This is a genomic window from Paractinoplanes tereljensis, assembly GCF_016862435.1.
GTDB classification, from domain to species: domain Bacteria; phylum Actinomycetota; class Actinomycetes; order Mycobacteriales; family Micromonosporaceae; genus Actinoplanes; species Actinoplanes tereljensis.
Map to the genome: position 1 here is coordinate 102,503 of NZ_BOMY01000044.1, position 17,720 is coordinate 120,222.

The following is a 17,720-nucleotide window of genomic DNA, read 5'->3' on the forward strand; positions in this document are numbered from 1 at the left end:
CGTGCTTTTTGTGGCACAGCGGCCTCCTCGGGATGAGGGGTGATCACTCATAGCAAAACGGGTGGGGCGGCCCGCGAAACCGCCGACCGACCTCACCCAGGGCTTTGGAGTCCGTTACTCAGGCACGAAGTATCACGGACCCCGAACACACGGAGTCGCACACCGTGTGCGCTGCGCGAAAAGCATACGAAGTGGCGCAGGCAAGACACAAGGAACGTATGCCACGATGGTGGACACCCTCGTGATCGCGACGGACAGGCTGTCCGCCATCGGAATCTCGGCATGTTTGTGCCAGACTCGTCCCTCGTGGAGGACCCCGTTGCCGCCGCCGCCCGACGCCGCCCCGACCACCCCGCGCTGATCACCCCGGGAAGCGCGCTGACCTGGGCCGAGCTCGACGCCCGTGTGGACGCGGCGGCCCGCCGGCTGGTCATGCTGGCCCGGCCCGGCGAGCGGGTCGCGATCGTGCTCGGCAATTCCATCGACTTCGTGGTGACGTACTACGGGGTGTTGCGGGCCGGCCGGGTCGCCGTTCCGCTCAACCCGGGTTACACCGCCGACGAGCTCGATCACGTCATCACCGACTGCCGGGCCGCGGTGGTGGTCGCCGAGGAACAGGCGCGCCCGAAATTGCGGTCGTCGACCCCTCCGTGCGTACCCCCGGACCTGGGAACCGCGACCGGCGATCTGCCGGAGGTGGCCGCGGAAGATCTCGCCGTCCTGCTCTATACCTCGGGGACGAGCGGGCGCCCGAAGGGCGCGATGCTCACCCACGCCGCCCTCGCCGCCAACCATGAGCAGCTCGACGCGATCGAGCCGCCGGTGGTCGGTCCGGACGACGTGGTGCTGCTGGCCATGCCGCTCTTTCACGCTTACGGGTTGAACACCGGGCTCGGCACTGTCGCGCACCATGCCGCCACCGGCGTGCTGATCGACCGCTTCGACCCGGCGGCCTCACTGTCGGTGATTGCCGAACGTGCCGTTACCGTGACGGTCGGCGTGCCGGGCATGTACGCCGCGTGGTCGCGGCAGCCGTCGGTCGGCACCGCGCTCAGCAGCGTGCGCACCGCGGTGTGCGGCGCGGCGCCGCTCACCCCGGCCGAATCGGCCCGCTTCGCCGTGGCGACCGGAAAGACCATCCTGATCGGGTACGGGCTGACCGAGACAGCCCCGGTGCTCACCACCACGGCGGTCAGCGATCGGGGCAAAGCCGGGTCGATCGGGCGTCCGCTGCCCGGCGTCTCGCTGCGCCTGCGCACCTCCGCCGGCGATGTGTTGTGGGAAGACGGCACCGCCTCGGCCGACGAAGACCTGGCCGAGCTCGACCTGGCGATCGAGGACACGGCCGGCACCGACCCCGGTGAGATCGTGGTGCGCGGCGCGAATCTGTTCTCCGGCTACTGGCCGGACGGCACCGGCGGGCCGGACCCGGACGGCTGGTGGCCCACCGGCGACATTGCCTACGCGGACGGCGACGGCGACCTGCGCCTGGTCGACCGGATCGGCGAGTTGATCCTGGTCAACGGCTTCAACGTCTACCCGGCCGAGATCGAGCGGGTGCTCGACGCGCACCCGGCGGTGGCCGAGTCGGCCGTGGTCGGGCTGCCCGACGACGAGGCCGGGCAGCGCCCTCATGCGTACGTCGTCGCCGCCCTCGACCCGGCGCCCACCCCCGCCGAACTGCAGGTCTACTGCGCCGGGCACCTCGCCCGGTTCAAGCTGCCGAGCATCGAACTGGTGCGTGAGCTTCCGCACTCGGCGATCGGCAAGGTCCGCAAGGGGGAGCTATGAGTCGAGTCGTGCTGATCAGCCGGGACGGGTGCCATCTCTGCGATGACGCCGAGACCGTGCTCGACCGCATCCTGCCTGGTCAGTGGGAGCGGGTGGACGTCGACTCGGACGTCGAACTGGAGCGCGACTACGGCGATCGGGTGCCGGTGGTGCTGCTGGACGGCGCCGAGCACGGCTACTGGCGGGTCGAGGAGGCCCGGCTTCTTCGGGATTTGGCGAGACAGCCGGGGGAGCCCCGCATATAGGTTGTTCGCCGTGGCGCGTACTCATCTTGTCTGGGACTGGAACGGCACCCTCCTGGACGACCTCAGCCTGGTGGTTTCCTCGACGAACGAGGCGTTCGCGGCGGTCGGCGGGCGCAGCGTCGACGCCGACGAGCACCGGTCCCGGTTCCGCCGGCCGGTCGCCGAGTTCTACGCCGAGATTCTCGAGCGGGCGGTCGACGAGGAGGAGTTCGGGAAGCTCGACCGGATCTTCCACGACGCCTATCGACTGGGCCTGACCAGCATGGCCCTGGCGGCCGACGCGACGAGCGCGATCCGCGCCTGGCCCGGCTCCCAGTCGCTGCTGTCCATGTGGTTCCACAACGAACTGGTGCCGGCCATCGAGACCTACGGGCTGGCCGGCCTCTTCACCCGGGTGGACGGGCTGCGCACCGAGGTCGGCGGTCACCTCAAGGCCGGTCATCTGGCCGCTCACCTGGACGAACTCGGGATCGCCGGGGACCGGGTGGTGCTGATCGGCGACTCCCTGGACGACGCGGCGGCGGCCGACTCGGTGGGCGGTCAGGCGGTGCTCTACACCGGCGGCTTCACCCACCCTGATCGGCTTCGTGCGTCCGGCCGTCCGGTTGCCGACACCCTGCTCGAAGCGGTAGAGATAGCTCGGTCGCTGAAGTGAGGCGTACTTTTGGGGGAGAGCTCCTCTAGCATGCCTAGTGGATCTTTGTCCACTCGTGGGCCCAAGATCGCGATTTGTGCACGCCTTCACAAGCGCCTACTCTGTGACTTCGAAGAGCCCCGGTACCACAGGCTGTCGAGCCGGGCGTCCAGGGGGCTCGCACCTCAAGGTTCGACACCTCGTCGGCACGGAGTCAGATGAGTCAGCAGCGTCACGGAAGCACGTCCGGCGGCAGCGACCGGGCCAACGCCGTCCCTGCCTTTCCGGATCTTCCGGAGGCGACGATCGCCCGCCTGCCCGAATACCTACGCGCACTGCACAACCTCGGTGAGGGTGGCGCGGACACGATCTCCAGCGAGGGCCTCGCGGCCGCGGCCGGGGTCAACTCGGCCAAGCTCCGCAAGGACCTGTCCCACCTCGGGTCGTACGGCACCCGCGGCGTCGGCTACGACGTCGCCCTGCTGATCGAGCAGATCGAGTACGTCCTCGGCCTCGACCAGCGCCGGGCGGTCTGCCTCGTCGGCGTCGGTAACCTCGGCCACGCGCTGGCCGGTTACGACGGCTTCGCCAGCCGCGGCTTCAAGATCGTCGCGCTGTTCGACGCCGACCCGACCAAGGTCGGCGAGCGCATACACGGTCTGATCGTCCACCACATCGACGAGCTGCCGCAGGTCGCCACCGAGGAGACGATCGCCATCGGGGTCATCGCCACCCCGGCCGGCGCCGCCCAGGCGGTCGCCGACGAACTCGTCGGCGCCGGCGTCACCAGCATCCTCAACTTCGCGCCGTGCGTGCTGTCCGTTCCCGCCAACGTCGACGTGCGCAAGGTCGACCTGGCCATCGAATTGCAGATCCTCTCATTCCACGAACACCGCAAGGCGTCGCTCACCGCGTTGCCGGGCGGCCGTTCCGCCACGGGGGCGGGAAACCAGGAGGCGGTCGGGTCGTGAACCTACTGAGCGTCGGTGCGTCCTATCGCACCGCCGACATCGGCACGCTGGAACGGCTCACCATCGCCGACGGCGAGGTGCAGCAACTGCTGCACAAACTGGTCAGCCAGCCGTACGTCGGTGAGGCCGTCGTCCTGTCCACCTGCAACCGGGTGGAGATCTTCGCGGCGGTCACCGGTTTCCACGGCGGTCTCGGCGACGTCTGCAACGTGCTCTCCGAGGTGTCCGGCATCCCGGCCACCGACCTGGCCGGTCACCTCTACGTGCACTACGACGAGGCGGCGGTGCTGCACTCGTTCCGGGTGTCGGCCGGGCTCGACTCGATGGTCGTCGGCGAGTCGCAGATCCTCGGGCAGCTCCGGGACGCGTACCACGCGGCCACCGAGGCGGACAGCGCCGGCCGGCTGCTGCACGAGTTGATGCAGCAGACGCTGCGGGTCGGCAAGCGGGCGCACTCCGAGACCGGCATCGACAAGGCCGGGCAGAGCGTGGTCACCGCCGCGCTCGAGGTGGCCTCGGCCCAGCTCGGTGACCTCGACGGCAAGTCCGCCCTGGTGATCGGCGCGGGCGCGATGGGTGCCCTGTCGGTGGCCACCCTCACCCGGGCCGGCGTCGGCCCGGTGCGGATCACCAACCGCAGCGCCGAGCGCGCCGACCGGCTGGCCGAGGCGTACGGCGCGGTCGCCGTCCCCTTCGACGAGCTGGACGCGGCCCTTCGCGAGGCCGACCTGGTGATCTCCGCGACCGCGTCGAGCGAGCCGGTGCTCACCCGCTCGCGGCTCGAGCAGGCCGGCTCGCTGGTCGTGCTCGACCTGGCCGTGCCGCGCGACGTCGCCCGCGACGCGACCGACGTGGACGGCGTCACGATCATCGACATCGACAGTGTGGCCGCGTCCCGGCAGGCGATGCCGGCCGCGGCCGACACCGCCGCCGTCGAACAGATCGTCACCGCCGAGGTCGAGCATTTCCTCGGCTGGCTGCGCGGCGCCGACATCGCGCCGACCGTCGCCGCTCTGCGCACCCGCGCCGAGGACGTGATGACCGCCGAACTGCGCAAATTGTGGTCCCGACGGGCGGATTTCACCGAGGAGCAGCGAGCGGATGTTTCCCGTACGCTGCATCGAGTCGTCCAGCAGCTGCTGCACTCGCCTACCGTGCGGGTCCGCCAGCTCGCCGCCGAACCGGGCGGCGACCAATACGCGGCAATGCTTCGTGAGCTGTTCGACCTGGACGTTCCGCACGCCACTCAGGCCGACGCCGTTCCCGAGATCGGAGGTAACCGGTGAGCACCCCCTTGCGGCTCGGCACCCGTGGCAGCGCGCTCGCGCTGGCGCAGTCGCAGCAGACCGCCGACGCGCTGACCGCGGCGACCGGCCGACCGGTCGAGCTCGTCCGGATAGTCACCCCCGGCGACCGTTCCTCCGCGCCGGTGGCCCAGCTCGGCGTGGGTGTGTTCGTCTCCGCGCTGCGTGACGCGCTGCTCGCCAACGAGATCGACTTCGCCGTCCACTCGTACAAGGACCTGCCCACCGCGCCGCACCCGAGCCTGCTCATCGCGGCCGTGCCCCCACGGCAGGACCCCCGCGACGTGCTCATCTCCCGCAGCGACCTAACGCTCGCCGAGCTTCCGCCCGGGTCGGTCATCGGCACCGGGGCGGTGCGCCGAATCGCGCAACTGCACGCTTTGGGCCTAGAGTTGCAGGTCACGCCGATTCGCGGGAACATCGACACCCGGATCGCCCGGGTCCTCGGGCCCGAGGCCGATCTGGACGCCGTGGTCCTTGCCCGGGCCGGGGTGGCTCGTCTCGGCCGCACCGCCGAGATCACCGAAACGCTGGACCCGATGCTCATGCTGCCCGCCCCTGCCCAGGGCGCGCTGGCGGTGGAGTGCCGATCCGGCGATGCAGACCTGGTCGAGCTGCTGGCCGCACTCGACCATGCGCCGTCCCGCTCCGCTGTCGTGGCGGAACGGGCGTTGCTTGCCACGCTCGAGGCCGGGTGCTCCGCCCCGGTCGCGGCACACGCCGAGCTCGCCGAGGGCGAGGAAGGCGACGAGATCTACCTGCGCGGTGCGGTGATCAGCCCGGATGGATCCCGAGCCATCCGCTTGTCGCGCACCGGAACGCCCGCCGACGCGGCGGAGATCGGCAAGGCACTCGCCGCCGATCTCCTCGAGAACGGCGCCGACACCCTATTGGGGAGCACAGAATGACCACCCGCACCGCCCGCAAGCCAGCAGGACGCATTGCGTTCGTCGGGGCCGGCCCCGGCGACCCGGAGCTGCTGACCCGCCGAGCGCACGCTGCGCTCACCGATGCCGACCAGGTGGTCTACGACCGTGGCGTGCCCGACTCGCTGCTCGCGGCGATCAAGTCGGAGGCCAAGGAGGACGCCCAGTTCAGCCCGGCTGAAGGCGCCCCCGGCGACGTCGCCAAGGTGCTGCTGTCCGCGGCCAAGTCCGGTCTGTCCGCCGTGCACCTGGTGGCCGGCGACCCGTTCGGTCACGAGTCGGTCGTCCGGGAGGTGCAGGCGGTCGCTCGCACCGCCGTGCACTTCGAGGTCGTGCCCGGCATCGGCCAGGCCGAGGGTGTCGCCACCTACGCCGGTGTTCCGCTGCCGGCCGTGCGCACCGTCGCCGACGTCGGCGACGTGACCGCCCTCGACTTCGACGCGCTCGCCGCGTCGGCCCGCAAGGGTTCGTTCGCCGTGTCGGTCGACGCCGGTGACCTGGCCGCCGTCCGCGACGGGCTGCTCGCGGCCGGTGTCGAGCCCGGCACCCCGGTCGCGGTGACCGGCGACGGCACCGGCGAGACGCAGTACACCACCACGTCCACGGTCGACAGTTTCGTGGCGGCGGCACTCGGCTTCACCGGCCGCGTGGTGCTGTCGGTCGGCACCGACGTGGCCGAGCGCGACAGTCTGAGCTGGTGGGAGAACCGCCCGCTGTACGGCTGGAAGGTCCTGGTCCCGCGCACCAAGGAGCAGGCCGGCGCGATGAGCGCACGCCTGCGGGCGTACGGCGCGATCCCGTGCGAGGTGCCGACCATCGCGGTCGAGCCGCCGCGCACCCCCGCTCAGATGGAGCGCGCGGTCAAGGGCCTGGTCGACGGCCGGTACGCCTGGGTCGTCTTCACCTCGGTGAACGCGGTCCGCGCGGTCTGGGAGAAGTTCGACGAGCACGGTCTGGACGCCCGTCACTTCGGTGGCGTCAAGATCGCCTGCATCGGCGAGGCCACCGCCGAGGCGGTCCGGTCCTTCGGCATCCAGCCCGAGCTGATCCCGGCCGGTGACCAGTCCAGCGAGGGCCTGCTGGCCGAGTTCTCGCCGCACGACGAGATCCTCGACCCGGTCGGCCGGGTGCTGCTGCCCCGCGCCGACATCGCCACCGAGACGCTCGCGGCCGGGCTCATCGAGCGCGGCTGGGAGGTCGACGACGTGACGGCGTACCGCACGGTGCGGGCCGCCCCGCCGCCGGCCGAGATCCGCGACGCCATCAAGTCGGGTGGCTTCGACGCGGTGCTCTTCACCTCGTCCTCGACCGTCCGCAACCTGGTCGGCATCGCCGGCAAGCCGCACGCCCGCACGGTCGTCGCGGTGATCGGACCGAAGACCGCCGAGACGGCGACCGAGTTCGGCCTGCGGGTCGACGTCCAGCCCCAGCACGCTTCCGTGCCGGACCTGGTCGAGGCGCTCGCGTCGTACGCGATCGAGCTGCGCGAGAAGCTGGCCGCGATGCCGGCCAAGCAGCGCCGCGGCTCCAAGGTCCAGGGACCTACTGCCCTTCGCTTCCGGTAACTCGCTTTTAAGGAGCGCCGATGTCGTCGTTTCCGGACATCCGCCCGCGTCGCCTGCGGCGCACCCCGGCCCTCCGCCGCCTGGTGGAGGAGACCCGGATCGCTCCGTCCGAGCTGGTGCTGCCCCTCTTCGTGAAAGAGGGGCTCACCGAGCCTCGGGCGATCAGCTCGATGCCCGGCATCGTCCAGCACAGCCGCGAGTCGCTGCGCAAGGCCGCGCACGAGGCGGTCAGCGCGGGCGTCGGCGGCCTGATGCTGTACGGCGTGCCCACCGACGACCACAAGGACGAGACCGGTTCGGCCGGTCTCGACCCGGACGGCATTCTCAACGTGGGCATCCGGGACCTGGTGGCCGAGGTGGGCGACGCCACGGTCATCATGAGCGACCTGTGCCTGGACGAGTTCACCTCGCACGGCCACTGCGGCGTGCTGGCGCCGGACGGCTCGGTGGACAACGACGCGACGCTGGCCATCTACGCCGATCTGGGGGTGGCGCAGGCCGCCGCCGGGGCGCACATGGTCGGCACGTCGGGAATGATGGACGGCCAGGTCGGCGTCGTTCGCCGCGGCCTGGACAAGGCGGGTTACCAGGACACGTCGATCCTGGCCTACTCGGCGAAGTACGCGGGCGCGTTCTACGGCCCGTTCCGCGAGGCGGTCCAGTCCAGCCTGCAGGGCGACCGCCGCCAGTACCAACAGGACCCGCCCAACCTGCGCGAAGCCCTGGTCGAGGTCGACCTGGACGTGGCCGAGGGCGCGGACATCGTGATGGTGAAGCCGGCGCTGCCCTACCTGGACGTGATCGCCGCCGTCCGCGACCGGGTCAACGTTCCGGTAGCCGCTTATCAGGTCTCCGGCGAGTACGCGATGGTCGAGGCGGCCGCCGCCAACGGCTGGATCGACCGCGACCGAGCCATCTTCGAGTCGCTGACCTCGATCAAGCGAGCCGGCGCCCAGATCATCCTCACCTACTGGGCCACCGAGGTAGCCCAGAAGCTGCGCTTCTAGGTCACTGCACCGGCTCTAGGCTCTGCACCAGCTGGGCCACGTCGACGCCGTACTCGTACCAGTCTCGGTCGGCCTGGTAGCCCAGTTCGGCGTTGACCTTGAGCATGGACTCGTTGTTGTGCGCGTTCCAGGTCTGCACCTCGCGCAGATCTGGTTCGGCCGACTGGAGCTCGAACAGCATGCGGGCCTTGATCGCCCGGTCGATGCCGTAGCCGCGGTGCGCCCGCACGACGATCGTGTCGTACTGATCGGCGCGTTCCGGGTGCTGGGCCGGCACCACCACCTCGGTCAGGCCGGCCACCACCCCGCTCGACTCGTGGATGGCCAACACGATGTACGGCTTCAGGCCGCGCTTGTGCAGTGTCTCCAGCGAGTCACGCAGCCGCTGCGGGTCGGACGAACGCGGCGCGAGGTCGAGATCTTCATCGTCGTCCTGCGCCTCCAGCTTCGCCTGCGCGTATGCCTCGAGGAGCGCCTCGGGCGGACCGCCCGGGTGGTATTCCACCCGGTAGCCGGTGGCGATGCCGTCGGCCATCTCGTGCAGCGACGGCCAGTCGACCGAGGTCAGGTTGAGGACGCTGCGAGTCTCGACATATTCCCGCTCGAAGCCCAGGGACTCGTAGAACGCGATGGCCGGGGTGCCGCCGATCGCCTCGACGCCGATCGACGAGAAGCCCTCCAGGTAGGCGCGGCGAGCGGCCATGGCGACCAGCTCCCGGCCCAGGCCACGGCGGCGCAGCGACGGCTTGACCATCACCTCGAGCACGCCGATGTCGCCGAGCAGCAGGATGCTGACATGCCCGAAGATCTCGCTCTCCCCCTCGGGGAGGCGATCGTCCTCGGCGACCCAGCTGATCCGGCGCTCGCCGGGCATGGTCTCGGCCAGGTAATCAGCGACCTGGACGTCCTGCCATGGTGGATCGTCGGGGAGATCTGTGGACAGCACCGTGTTAACCGTCTCCACGAGCGATCGGATCTCCCCCGCCGACGCTGACCGGGGATCCCATTCACGCACCCTCACCCGTACAGCTTGCCGTTAACCGGACCAACAGGGAAGTGCTGGGAACGGAAATGTGCGGGGGTCGTCACTGTGCGTTTATGTGCGGCTGCGTTGTCCGTAGTCATTGGCCGCCTCGAAAACCTTCTGGGCGTACGGCTGAACAGCGTTGTACGAGAGAATCGCGTCCCACCACTGCTCCGCCTTGGACAGGTCGCGCCCGCCCTGGCACAGGTAGGTCGCCGCGGTCAGTGACGCATCGTCGATGTCGTTGGGGTCGGCGATCCCGTTGTTGTCGGCGTCCACCTTGTATTGGTTCCAGGTGGTCGGGATGAACTGCAGCGGCCCGACCGCCCGGTCGTAGGTGGTGTCCCCGTCGAGCGTGCCCTGGTCGGAGTCGGCGATCAGCTGCCGCCCACCCTTGCCGTCCAGCGGCAGCCCATAGATCGGCGGCGACACCGACCCGTCCACTCCTAGGACAGCTCCGTTGGCGCTGCCGTGCGCCGACTCGACGCTGGCGATCGCGGCGATCGTGGTCCAGCTCAGGTGGCAGGCCGGCATGGAGCGGGTGAGCACCAGCTCGGCGTAGCCGTAGGCCTGCACCGCCACCACCGGAATGCCGACCTTGGTGCCGATCTGCTGCGCCCAGCCGGCCAACGCGTCGGCCGGGCGGGCGCCGTTCTGCACCGGCTGGACCGGGTCGGTGGTGGCCGGCGGCAGATTGCCCGCCCCTGCCGGGGCCGAACCGGTCGGCAGGCCGGCCGGATAACTCGCGGCCGCCCCCGAGCCAGTCGCATCCAACGGAAATCCGGGCGTCACGCTGGGCGAGGGTGCGGCTTGCAAAGCTTGCGGTACGAGGTAAGCACCGGCCGTCCCGGCCGCACCGAGCAGCAGGAGCGCGATGATCCCCGGCAGCACCAGCCGCCCGCTGGGTCGCTTGGCCCAGTCCGACGTGCTGCGCCCCGCCTTACGCGCAACGAGCACCGGATTGGCGCGCCGAAGCCCTCGCGCCTGCACCGGCACCACCGGCGCAGCGGCGGTCGGCTTGGTTTCGCCCTCGGGGGCGGCGTTGCTCTCCGGCTTGGCCGGGGCTGCCTCGACTGCGGGCTTCTCGCCGACCTCGGCTGGGGGCGCGCTCTCCGTCTTACTCGCGGGAAGAGGGTCGGCCTTGCTCGCGGGAAGAGGGTCGGCCTTGCTCGCGGGAGGCGGGCCGGTCGGGCTCTCCGGAGCGGCGACCTCGCTTGGCGCGGGCTTCTCGGCGGCTTCGGTGGTCGATTTATCCACAATCGGTTCCGGGGCCGCGCCGGAGCTGCCGAGTGGTCCGCCCTGGTGCGGCGCGGCCGCACGCAGCTCAGGTTGCTCCACCGGTTTCTTCCGCCCGTTCGCCACGGCCCGACCCTACCTGCCGACGGCTCGCCGCAAGAGGCCGCGTAGAGGAGGCCGAATCACATTCTGGAGGGTCGGACCGGCTGGGTGCCGTTCTGTCATACAAGAGGCCTACGCTTTGCCAATGCCGCGTTACGAGTTCCGGTGCCGCTCCTGCGGCGACACCTTCGAGGTCAGCCGCCCGATGCGGGAGGCCGCCGCGCCCACCGTCTGCCCCCAGGGTCACGACGACACGGTGAAGCTGCTCTCCGCCGTCGCGGTCACCGGCCGCGGCGGCTCGTCCCCGGCCCCGTCCGCCGGCCCCAGCGGCGGCGGGTGTTGCGGCGGCGGCTGCGGCTGCTGATCTAGTCCCGCAGACCGGGGCCGAGCCGCCGGTCTACTTTTTTGTGTCTCCAGGGGTGCGCCAGCGGCGTGACCTCGGGCCTCTGCGCGCCCGGAACCACCCCTACTCGTGAGTCACTTCGAGTACGCATGGTGATCGTTCGGGTGAGCTACGGTCGCTCGCGGTGTTTGGCGATCGTGAGCGTCGTTACTCTACGGAGTGAGCGTGCGACGTGGAGAGACGCTGCCGCAGGTGACCCGGACGAGTACACCCGAACGGTCGGCCGGAAGTGACCAACTGCGGCGTGACTTGGGTCGATCCATTTCGTTACGTCACGCGTAGTGCATAGCGAGCGTCGATGACTCCGGGCGGGAATTCCTCCCTCCAGGGTCGGTCATGACGTGTAGATCGTTACCGTCCGTTTCTACGATGCACGGTGACAGAGTGATACGGCAGCATGGGACACGACTTCCCAAAGGAGGCGGAGGTTCACCGTGTCGGGACGGACCGAGCTGCCGAGCGGGCTGGTGACCTTTATGTTCACCGACATCGAGGGCTCGACGCGGTTGGCCCGGATGCTCGGAGACGAATACCGCCTCGTTCTCGGCGCGCATCGATCGGTGTTGCGCGCTGCGCTGAGTGACTTCGACGGTGTCGAGCTCTTCACCGAGGGTGACTCTTTCTTCGTGGCATTCCAGGATGCGGGCGCCGCGCTGGCCGCCTCGGTCGAGGCCCAGCGGCGACTGTCCGCACATGACTGGCCGGGCCGCGACGCCATGCCGCGTGTCCGGATGGGCATGCACACCGGGTGGGCCACCCCGGTCGGCGACGAGTACGCGAGCGTCGAGGTGCACCGGGCCGCCCGGGTGGCGGCGGCTGCGCACGGTGGTCAGATTCTCTGTTCGGGTGCCACCGCGCTGTCCGTTCGCACCGACGGCGCTCCCGCACCCACGGTGACGACCACGATGACCAAGCAGCTGGCCGGCGTCGACTTTCTCGATCTCGGGCCGCACCGGCTGCGCGGCTTCGACGACGACGAACGCCTCTTCCAGGTGATCGCGGCCGGACTCGACCGCGACTTTCCCCGCCCGCGCACCCCGGGCAGCCCCAAACACAACCTGCCGGCCGCGCTGAGTTCGTTCGTCGGCCGCCGCACCGAGGCCGCCGACCTGGCCGAGCTGCTCACCAGCAACCGGATAGTCACGATCACCGGACCGGGTGGCGCCGGCAAGACGCGCCTTTCGTTCGCGGTGGGCGAGCGCGTGCTCACGTCGTACCCGCACGGGGTTTGGACGGTTGATGCGGTCAGCGCGGCTACCGGCCTGGCCCCCGCCCTGGCCGCGGCCCTGGGCCTGCGCACCGAGCCGGGCCGGCCGGTTCTGGAGACGCTGCTCGAGCAGTGCGCGGATCGGCGGATGCTGCTTCTCCTGCAGACCTGCGACGCGGCCCCGGCGGCCTGCGCCGGCCTGATCCGGATGCTGCTGGCCGCCTGCCCGCAGATGGACGTGCTGGTCACCGGCCGGGAACCGCTGGGCGTGCACGGCGAGGTGGTGTGGCGGATCCCGCCGATGACCCCGGCCGACGCGTTCACGCTGCTCAGCGAGCGGGCCGCGGCGGCCCGCGGCGGTCGGCCGGGGCCGGTCGAGGAGAGCACCGACCTGGCTCGGGTGGCGTCCCGGCTGGAGGGTTCGCCGCTGGCCGCGGAGCTGGCCGCCGGGCGGCTGCGGATGTTCACGGCCGGGCAGCTCGCGGCCCGGCTGGACGACCCGATCGCCGCGCTCGACCCGGTCTCGGGCGAGATGGGCGAGCGGCACGACAGCATCACGGCCAGCCTGGACTGGTCCTACCGCACGTTGAGCGGTCGCGCCGCCGGTCTGCTGCGGCGCCTCTCGGTCTTTGCCGGCGCGGTCGATCTGTCCGCGGTGGAGTGGTGTGGTCCGGACGCGCTCGGTTCGCTGGCCGAGCTGACCGAGAAATCCCTGATCGATGTCGTGCCCGGCCCGCTCTACCGGATGTCCGAGCAGGTGCGGGCGTATTCGACCCGGCAGCTCTCGGCGGCCGGCGACGAGCACGCGTCCCGGGATCGGCACGTGGCCTGGTCGCTGCACACGCTCGACTCGGTGACCGTGGACACCGACGGCCAGCCGCGCACGGTCTCGCTCACCGAGCTGGCGCCGTTCGTGGCCGAGTGGCGGGCGGCGTTGCGCTGGGCGGCGGCCGAGGGCGATGTGTCCGCCGGGCTGCGTCTGGCCGGCGGGCTCGACCCGTGGTGGCGTGAGCACGGCGGTGCCCGCGAGGGCCGGGACCTGTTGTTCCGCCTCTACCACCGGCTGGACGAGGCCGAGATCGCCCCGGCCGCACTGGCCACCGCGTACCTGACTCATGCCGGGCTGGCCGACGACCGGGACGAGCGGAACCGCTTCCTCGAGCGCGCCGAGCGCATCGCCCGCGATATCGACAACCAGGATCTGCTGGTCCGGGCGTTGGTCGGGGGCCGGCTGACGCTGCTGGAGAACCGGAACTACGACGAGGCCGAGCAGTTCTGCCGCGACGTGATCGGGCAGGCCGACCAGTCCGAGGCGGCGCTGCCGGCCGTGGTGACCCTGGCCGAGTTGCTCTGCCGGCGCGACGCCCTGGACGAGGCGGCTGACCTGCTCGGCGGGGCTCGCCAGTGGGAGGCCAGCCGGCCGGAGGACCGGGGCCGGCGCACCGTGGACTGGCTGCTCGGGATCGTGGCGCTGCGCCGCCGGGACCTGGTGGCCGCGCACGACCACCTGGTGGTGGCGTTGCGGTCGCGACTGCGGCACGGGTTCCGGGGGGCCGCCGCCGACGCGGTCGCGGCGATCGCGGTCCGCTGTGCCCTCGGCGGCGACCCGGGGATGGCGGCCGTGCTGTTCGGCGGGGCCGAGGCGGCGCGCGGTGCTCGGCGTACGCCCATGTTCGGAAGTTTCTGGTCGGCGCAGCAGCTCTGGCTGCGTACCTCCCTCGGCGACGCGGCGTTCGACGCCGCGTACGCCGAGGGGGTTGGTCAAGGTTTTGATCGGATTGTGGCTATGGCCCTGGCCGTCGAGCACCCGGACCTGGAGGACGGTGCCGCCCGTTTCATCGGTTCAGCGCTTCGGCCCTCGTGAGATCGGCCTGGGTGATCCGGAGCCCGCCGAACAGGTGCACGGCCTGGTAGTACGTCCAGGCCAGGCTGTAGCAGGCCGGGCGCACGATGCTGCTGTAGGTGGTGCAGACCCGCTTGAGGTCGGCGTAGAACGTGTTGTCGACCCGGTCCTTGTTGGCCGGGAAGGCGCCCAGGTCCTTGTAGTTGCGGTAGCCGAAGTCGTGATGCCAGCAGGACAGGCTGAAATCGAACCCGAGCGGCTTGTCCGGGCTGGCTGAGCAGTAGTCGGTCGACCAGTCGAAGTTGTAGGACTTCCACGGGTCCCGGTTGAGCCGGGCCGAGTTCCACGCGCTGGTGCTGCTGGCGGTGGGTTGGGTCCAGCCGGCCAGAACGGTGGCTTTGTCGGCGGTGGCAGCGTGGGCAACCCCGGACGGAGCGAGCACGATTCCGAGGCTGAGTATCGCGGCGAGGACGATGCGTCGGACCATACGCGCAGTGTTCGTATCGCTACGATCTGCATACAAGGGTGTCGATCGGCTTTTCCGCCGCCCGCGGCAACCTACCAGCGGGTATTCCTAAACGATCGTTTATATGATGTCCTGAGGGGCGGTCCGGCGCGTGGCCGCTATGGTGTGCGTGTGCGGGACGAGAAATGATCCACTTACCCCTGGTCCGCCAGGGTCCCCTGCGTGCGCTCGCGGTCCGGGTGGCCTTAGCTGTCACGCTCGTCCTGGTCACGGTCACGATCATCTACCTCGACCGAGACGGCTACCGGGACATCAACGAGGACGGCCTGACCCTCCTCGACTGCTTCTACTACGCGGTCGTGTCCCTCTCGACGACCGGCTACGGCGACATCACCCCGTACACCCCCGCAGCGCGGCTGGTGAACATCCTGGCGATCACCCCCGCGCGGGTGCTCTTCCTGATCATCCTGGTCGGCACCACCCTCGAGGTGCTCACCGACCAGTACCGCAACAGCCTGCGGGTCGGCCGGTGGAGGCGAAAGTTGAAGGACCACGTCATCGTCTGCGGCTACGGCACAAAAGGTAGGGCGGCGGTCGCCGCGCTGCTGGAGAACGGCTGGGACAAGGCGCGGATCGTGGTGGTGGAGAGCCGGGAGGACGCGGTTCGGCAGGCCGCCTCGAACGGCCTGGTCGCGGTCGAGGGCAACGCCACCCGCTCGGCGGTCCTCAACGAGGCCGACGTCAAGAACTGCAAGGCCGTCATCATCGCCACCGACAGCGACGAGGCGTCGGTCCTGATCAGCCTCACCGTCCGCCAGCTGACCGCCGGCCAGGTGCGCATCATCGCCGCGGTCCGCGAACAGGAGAACGCCGCCCTGCTCAAGCAGAGCGGCGCCCACCACGTGATCGTCTCCTCGGCCACCGCCGGCCGCCTGCTGGGCCTGACGACAACGGCCCCACCGCTGATCGACGTGGTCGAAGATCTGCTGACCCCCGGCCAGGGGATGGCATTGGCCATGCGCAGCGCCGAACGAGCCGAGGTCGGCCAGAACCCGCGGGAACTGAAGACGCTGGTGGTCGCGCTGATCCGGCGGGGCAAGGTGCTGCCGCTCGGCGGCGACCAGGTGATCACCATCGATACGGGCGACATGCTGGTTTATATCCGCGCCGACGAGAGTGCCGTGGGCGCCGCCATCTGAAGGCGGCCGCTGCCGATCGTGATGTGAAAATTACACAGGGTTGACCCAGCGAGATACTTCGATACATTGTCTCCAAGTGGTCCTGCGTGGGTGCTGGACCCCTGCCGGTACGCATGCGCCGAAGGGGTCGCTACATGACCGAGAACATGGGGGCGGAAATCCTGCAGCTTCCCCGTCCTGAGGACATCTCTTTGGATGGGTGGGAGGAGATCCGTGACTCGCCTCTTGCTCACGCGCTGGAGCGCTGGATCAACCGCGATCCAGACCAATCCGAGAAGTCCCTATCTATCTTTGCGAACGTCACGTAAAGGTAGGCAGATCGGAAGTCCGACATGAGTCCCACCTGAGCGGCGGGTACTGACGCCGTTCGCGATGCTGTATTAGTGGACAGATGCTTCAGCCGGTGGGAACGCACCCTTTGGACGGTTCACGATGCATGACACGTCTGCTGTGGACACCCGAGCTTCCGGCCTGATCGGTGGTCTTGCCGCCCGTCGCCCGAGCTGAGGGCGCCATGGACCTCGGCCAGACTCCGGAGAATCGCTCCGGCGACCTGCCGCCGGGGCGTATTTCCCGAGACCGCATGCCGTACTTCTTCCTCAGCGGCGCCCGTGGCGAGGACGGTGTCTACGTCGCTCGCTTCTTTCAAGATCTGTCTGCGGCTGTCCGGGGCCGGCTGCCCGCCGGCACTCCGGTCGCCGAGGTCGGCTTCCTCGAGCCCGGTGACGACGCAGAACCGCTGCGCTGGCGCGCGGACCCGGAGTCCGCGTTGGCCACCGCGCAGACGTTCATAGCCCTCTGTTCGATGCGGTACTTCCTGTCCAGCCGCTGCGGGCGCGACTGGGGTGCTTTTGCCGAGCGGCTCGACCAGCACGCGGACAGCGCCGACGCGCCGGCCTCCAACCTGATCGCGCTGCGCTGGGCCGACGACGGCCCGCGGGCTCAGCCTCCGATGGTGGGCGGCGCGGAAGTCGTCATGCACGCCACGCCCTACGCGGAGGAGATCCGCGAGCTGGTCAAGATCCGGAGTCATCGCGTCGAGTACGAGGCATTTCTCGACGCCCTGGCCGACCGGATCGTGACTGCTGCTCATCGCTTCCCGCTCCGCCCGGCGGAGCTTGCCCGAATGCGGGCGGCGCTTGACGCGTTCCAGGATCATCCGGCTCGGGGCAGCGGCCCCGGCCGGTCGGCGCGAGTTTCGTTCGCGGTGATCACCGGAACCAAGGAACAGATGAGCGCGGTCCGTTCGAACGTCAACAGCTACGGAAAGCGGCGAGAGGACTGGGCGCCGTATGAGCCCCGGACCAGGCAGCCGGTGATGGACCGGGCCGCCGAGGTCGCGGCCTCACGTCGGCTGCGCTCCGAATCGGTCGCGCTCGATTCGCTGGGCGATCGACTGGCGGCGGCCGGCGAGCATAACGAGATTGTCGTGTTGTTGGTGGATGCCTGGGCCACCCAGCTGAACGAGCTGCGAGCGACCCTGCGGGCGGCGAGTGAACAGGACGACCGCACCGCCGCCGTACTGGTCCCGGTCAACTTCGAGGATCCGGAGACCGAGGCGAACAGCGGCATGCTGCGGGTCGAGGTGCTGTCGGTCTTCCGCGACCGGAGTCGGCGCCATGACCTCATGTTCTATCCCGAGGTGAGCACCGCCGAACGTTTTGACGCCGACTTGGCCGTGGCAATCGTCGAGGCGGAGAACCGCCTTCAGCGCGCGGACGCCGAGGCGGAACGCACGTCCGGCCGATCATCGTCAGGCCGACCGATCCTTGGTGGGCCGTGAAACCATTGACCGAT

At 70.0% G+C, this 17,720-nt stretch carries 16 protein-coding genes; 13 read left to right on the forward strand and 3 right to left on the reverse strand.

Going from position 1 to position 17,720, the window contains the following annotated elements; genetic code table 11:
* Positions 1–306 precede the first annotated feature (306 nt).
* The 8 genes from Ate02nite_RS34875 (at position 307) to hemB (ending at position 8,443) form a co-directional block, all read left to right on the forward strand.
* Positions 307–1,791 (forward strand): AMP-binding protein, encoded by a 1,485-nt coding sequence (locus Ate02nite_RS34875; protein WP_307873295.1) that lies wholly within the window; start codon positions 307–309, stop codon positions 1,789–1,791.
* Positions 1,788–2,036, forward strand: coding sequence for a glutaredoxin family protein (locus tag Ate02nite_RS34880; RefSeq protein ID WP_203812154.1), 249 nt, complete (start codon positions 1,788–1,790; stop codon positions 2,034–2,036). The genes Ate02nite_RS34875 and Ate02nite_RS34880 overlap by 4 nt, the downstream gene beginning before the upstream one ends.
* Positions 2,037–2,046: 10 nt before the next feature.
* Positions 2,047–2,691, forward strand: a complete 645-nt coding sequence (locus Ate02nite_RS34885; protein ID WP_203812155.1) for an HAD family hydrolase — start codon at positions 2,047–2,049, stop codon at positions 2,689–2,691.
* A 197-nt stretch (positions 2,692–2,888) separates the two neighbouring features.
* Complete coding sequence (locus Ate02nite_RS34890) at positions 2,889–3,641, forward strand: redox-sensing transcriptional repressor Rex (protein ID WP_203812156.1); 753 nt, start codon at positions 2,889–2,891, stop codon at positions 3,639–3,641.
* On the forward strand, positions 3,638–4,927 hold the full coding sequence (locus Ate02nite_RS34895; protein ID WP_203812157.1) for a glutamyl-tRNA reductase: 1,290 nt from the start codon (positions 3,638–3,640) through the stop codon (positions 4,925–4,927). Before Ate02nite_RS34890 ends, Ate02nite_RS34895 begins: the two co-directional genes overlap by 4 nt.
* Positions 4,924–5,853: a hydroxymethylbilane synthase gene (gene hemC / locus Ate02nite_RS34900; RefSeq protein ID WP_203812158.1), complete on the forward strand. Its 930-nt coding sequence runs from the start codon at positions 4,924–4,926 to the stop codon at positions 5,851–5,853. Before Ate02nite_RS34895 ends, hemC begins: the two co-directional genes overlap by 4 nt.
* Positions 5,850–7,436, forward strand: coding sequence for a bifunctional uroporphyrinogen-III C-methyltransferase/uroporphyrinogen-III synthase (locus Ate02nite_RS34905; RefSeq protein ID WP_203812159.1), 1,587 nt, complete (start codon positions 5,850–5,852; stop codon positions 7,434–7,436). The genes hemC and Ate02nite_RS34905 overlap by 4 nt, the downstream gene beginning before the upstream one ends.
* A gap of 20 nt (positions 7,437–7,456) precedes the next feature.
* On the forward strand, positions 7,457–8,443 hold the full coding sequence (hemB, locus tag Ate02nite_RS34910; RefSeq protein ID WP_203812160.1) for a porphobilinogen synthase: 987 nt from the start codon (positions 7,457–7,459) through the stop codon (positions 8,441–8,443).
* Between the two features lies 1 nt (position 8,444).
* Here hemB and Ate02nite_RS34915 read toward each other — a convergent pair whose 3' ends face one another.
* Positions 8,445–9,464, reverse strand: a complete 1,020-nt coding sequence (locus tag Ate02nite_RS34915; protein WP_203812161.1) for a GNAT family N-acetyltransferase — start codon at positions 9,462–9,464, stop codon at positions 8,445–8,447.
* 75 nt (positions 9,465–9,539) lie between these two features.
* Positions 9,540–10,829, reverse strand: a complete 1,290-nt coding sequence (locus Ate02nite_RS34920; protein ID WP_203812162.1) for a lytic murein transglycosylase — start codon at positions 10,827–10,829, stop codon at positions 9,540–9,542.
* 121 nt (positions 10,830–10,950) lie between these two features.
* Between Ate02nite_RS34920 and Ate02nite_RS34925 the strand changes: the two genes are divergently transcribed.
* Positions 10,951–11,169, forward strand: coding sequence for an FmdB family zinc ribbon protein (locus Ate02nite_RS34925; RefSeq protein WP_203812163.1), 219 nt, complete (start codon positions 10,951–10,953; stop codon positions 11,167–11,169).
* 473 nt (positions 11,170–11,642) lie between these two features.
* A complete protein-coding gene (locus Ate02nite_RS34930; RefSeq protein WP_203812164.1) occupies positions 11,643–14,279 on the forward strand; it encodes an adenylate/guanylate cyclase domain-containing protein in 2,637 nt (878 codons plus the stop codon).
* Here the strand turns inward: Ate02nite_RS34930 and Ate02nite_RS34935 are convergent.
* A complete protein-coding gene (locus Ate02nite_RS34935; protein WP_203812165.1) occupies positions 14,251–14,745 on the reverse strand; it encodes a phospholipase in 495 nt (164 codons plus the stop codon). The two genes, Ate02nite_RS34930 and Ate02nite_RS34935, sit on opposite strands and share 29 nt — an antisense overlap.
* 164 nt (positions 14,746–14,909) lie before the next feature.
* Here Ate02nite_RS34935 and Ate02nite_RS34940 point away from each other — a divergent pair, with 164 nt between their 5' ends.
* The 3 genes from Ate02nite_RS34940 (at position 14,910) to fsxC (ending at position 17,706) form a co-directional block, all read left to right on the forward strand.
* Positions 14,910–15,923 (forward strand): potassium channel family protein, encoded by a 1,014-nt coding sequence (locus Ate02nite_RS34940; protein WP_203812166.1) that lies wholly within the window; start codon positions 14,910–14,912, stop codon positions 15,921–15,923.
* Between the two features lie 134 nt (positions 15,924–16,057).
* Entirely contained in the window at positions 16,058–16,231 is a 174-nt protein-coding gene (locus Ate02nite_RS34945) for a hypothetical protein (protein WP_203812167.1), read from the forward strand.
* A 461-nt stretch (positions 16,232–16,692) separates the two neighbouring features.
* Positions 16,693–17,706 carry an FxsC protein gene (fsxC, locus tag Ate02nite_RS34950; RefSeq protein ID WP_203812168.1) on the forward strand — a complete coding sequence of 338 codons (1,014 nt, stop codon included), beginning with the start codon at positions 16,693–16,695 and terminating at the stop codon, positions 17,704–17,706.
* Positions 17,707–17,720: the final 14 nt, after the last annotated feature.